The 2,082-nt window shown below is 26.4% G+C and carries 4 protein-coding genes; 1 reads left to right on the top strand and 3 read right to left on the bottom strand.

The window, feature by feature from the left end:
* A partial coding sequence (locus tag ACERKK_RS13015) for a transcriptional antiterminator Rof (RefSeq protein WP_373773503.1) occupies nucleotides 1-226 on the bottom strand: 226 nt, incomplete at its 3' end.
* Nucleotides 227-556: 330 nt separating this feature from the next.
* On the opposite strand from ACERKK_RS13015, the gene ACERKK_RS13010 reads away from it, so the two are divergent.
* Entirely contained in the window at nucleotides 557-775 is a 219-nt protein-coding gene (locus tag ACERKK_RS13010; protein ID WP_373773502.1) for a cold-shock protein, read from the top strand.
* A 133-nt stretch (nucleotides 776-908) separates the two neighbouring features.
* Here ACERKK_RS13010 and ACERKK_RS13005 read toward each other — a convergent pair whose 3' ends face one another.
* Nucleotides 909-1,661, bottom strand: coding sequence for an exonuclease domain-containing protein (locus tag ACERKK_RS13005; RefSeq protein ID WP_373773501.1), 753 nt, complete (start codon nucleotides 1,659-1,661; stop codon nucleotides 909-911).
* Nucleotides 1,662-1,676: 15 nt separating this feature from the next.
* Nucleotides 1,677-2,082: S-adenosylmethionine:tRNA ribosyltransferase-isomerase (locus ACERKK_RS13000; protein ID WP_373773500.1), on the bottom strand; the 406-nt coding region annotated here is incomplete at its 5' end.

Below are 2,082 nucleotides of genomic sequence, written 5' to 3'. Positions count from 1 at the left end.
GTTTTTTGCCATTAAAAGTGATTACTAAATCAAGTCTTATTTTTTCTTTTGTATTTAAAACTAAAAATTCAATTCCATCTATAACTTCCATAGTAGCTACAAGACCTTTTATAGTAAGTTTTTCTTCTAAATTTTCATCTTTAAAATATACTATTGTTGAAGGAATTTTTCTTTGCATTGCAACATTTAATTGATCAAAAAATTCGCATGATATTGGGTTGTACATTTGTACCTTTCTTTTGTATTTAAAATTTAAATGCAAGTATACTAAAAATGAACTCAAAATTTAGATTGCAAAACATTTTTATATATAGAAAATAAAAAAAGAGATGAAAAGGCCTAAATATGAGTAGTTTGAGCAAAAAGTAAAGAAAAATCACAAAATGGAATAATCATTTGCATTTTTTATTTTTTTAAGATATAATAATCGCATTGAAAGACAATTGTAAAATATTATTATAGTTTATTCCTCGCAGAATGGTCTAGAATTACTAGTTTACGTTATAATTTCGACCACTCTAGAGATAGAGTGTATTTACAACAAAAGGAATTTGCAATGGCAAATCAAGTTAATGGAACAGTTAAATGGTTCAATAGTGAAAAAGGTTTTGGTTTTATTCAACAAGAAAATGGTGGGGACGATGTTTTTGTTCACTTCAGACAAATAAACAACACTGGATACGGTAGAGTTTCTCTTGAAGAAGGTCAAAAAGTTTCTTTCGAGATTGGTGAAGGTCAAAAAGGTCCTCAAGCTCAAAACGTTACTATTCTTTAATTATTCCAATGAGTAGGAATTTATTCCTACTCATTTCTTCTAAAAACTATTTTCAACTTCAAATTTTATTTTTCATTTAAATCTTATCAATTACTTAAATATAATATATCTAAATAATATCAAAGACTAAAATTTAATAAGAGTCAGAATCACCTAATACTTTATCTAAAGTATATTTTAAATCTTCATCTAAATCCATATTCTTTTTCATCCAGTTTAAATATCCTGAATCTTCTTTTGCAACTTCACTCACATCTTTACCCTTATGCTTACCAAACTTAAAAGTTTTTATAAATACAGGTGTGTTAGTAAGTTCAACTAATTTTTCAATAGGATTATAATCAGGATAAATTTCTCTACATTTAACAACAAGTTTTGATAAAAATAGTTTCATAACAAGAACATCACCTAAGGCATCATGGGCTTTTATAGTAATATTATGTCTTGAAGCTTCTTGTTCTTCTGTTTTATATAAATCTAAAGCATATCTTAAATATTGAAGTCTATGATAAGGCAAATCAGGAAATAAATGTTTAGCACATCTTAATGTATCAATTAGTTGATATTGATTTACAAAACCTTCTTTTTTAATCATTCCCATATCAAAAGAAATATTATGAGCTATTAGATAGTTTTCATTATTATTAAGCTCTTCTAATTTTTGGTAAAAAGATGTTTGTGTTGCAATTGGTTTATTAACTAATAAATCGGGAGTAATATTATGAACTTCCATTGCTTCTAATTTAATATCAATATTTGTAGAACACAATTCATCAAAAGCTTCAACTTTCCCTTTTTGATCAATTACCATACCACCAAATTGTATAACTTTATCTTCTTCTTGATTACCTGTTGTTTCTGTATCAAATAATACATAATATGCCATATTTAAAATTCCTCTTTATATTATTAACATTCCATCACCATAAGAGAAAAATCTGTATTTTTCTTTTATAGCTTCTTCATATATTTCTAGTGTTTTTTCTAAACCTACAAATGCTGCAATTAGCATAATTAATGTAGATTTTGGAAGGTGAAAATTTGTAAGTAAATGATCAACTTTTATAGGTTTATTAGATGGATTTAAAAATAGGTCACATTCACCTTGAATCATATTTGTTCTAGAATAATACTCAACTGTTCTAGTTACAGTTGTACCAACAGCAAGTGTTTTATTAGCATTATTCAAAGCTTTTTTTGCTTCTCTTCCAATTTCAAAATATTCACTATGCATTGGGTGATCTAAAATATCTTCTGCATCAACTGGTTTAAAAGTCCCAGCACCCACATGTAAAGTTAAATAATTC

This window comes from Poseidonibacter sp. (genome assembly GCF_041821165.1).
GTDB lineage: Bacteria > Campylobacterota > Campylobacteria > Campylobacterales > Arcobacteraceae > Poseidonibacter.
Note: the sequence above shows the minus strand (reverse complement) of the source record. Positions and strands in the feature narration are given on the sequence as shown.

Bases quoted from the DNA above. Each gene is read 5' to 3' on its own strand.
- ACERKK_RS13010 (WP_373773502.1), top strand. From the start codon at position 557: ATGGCAAATCAAGTTAATGGAACAGTTAAATGGTTCAATAGTGAAAAA.
- ACERKK_RS13005 (WP_373773501.1), bottom strand. From the start codon at position 1,661: ATGGCATATTATGTATTATTTGATACAGAAACAACAGGTAATCAAGAA.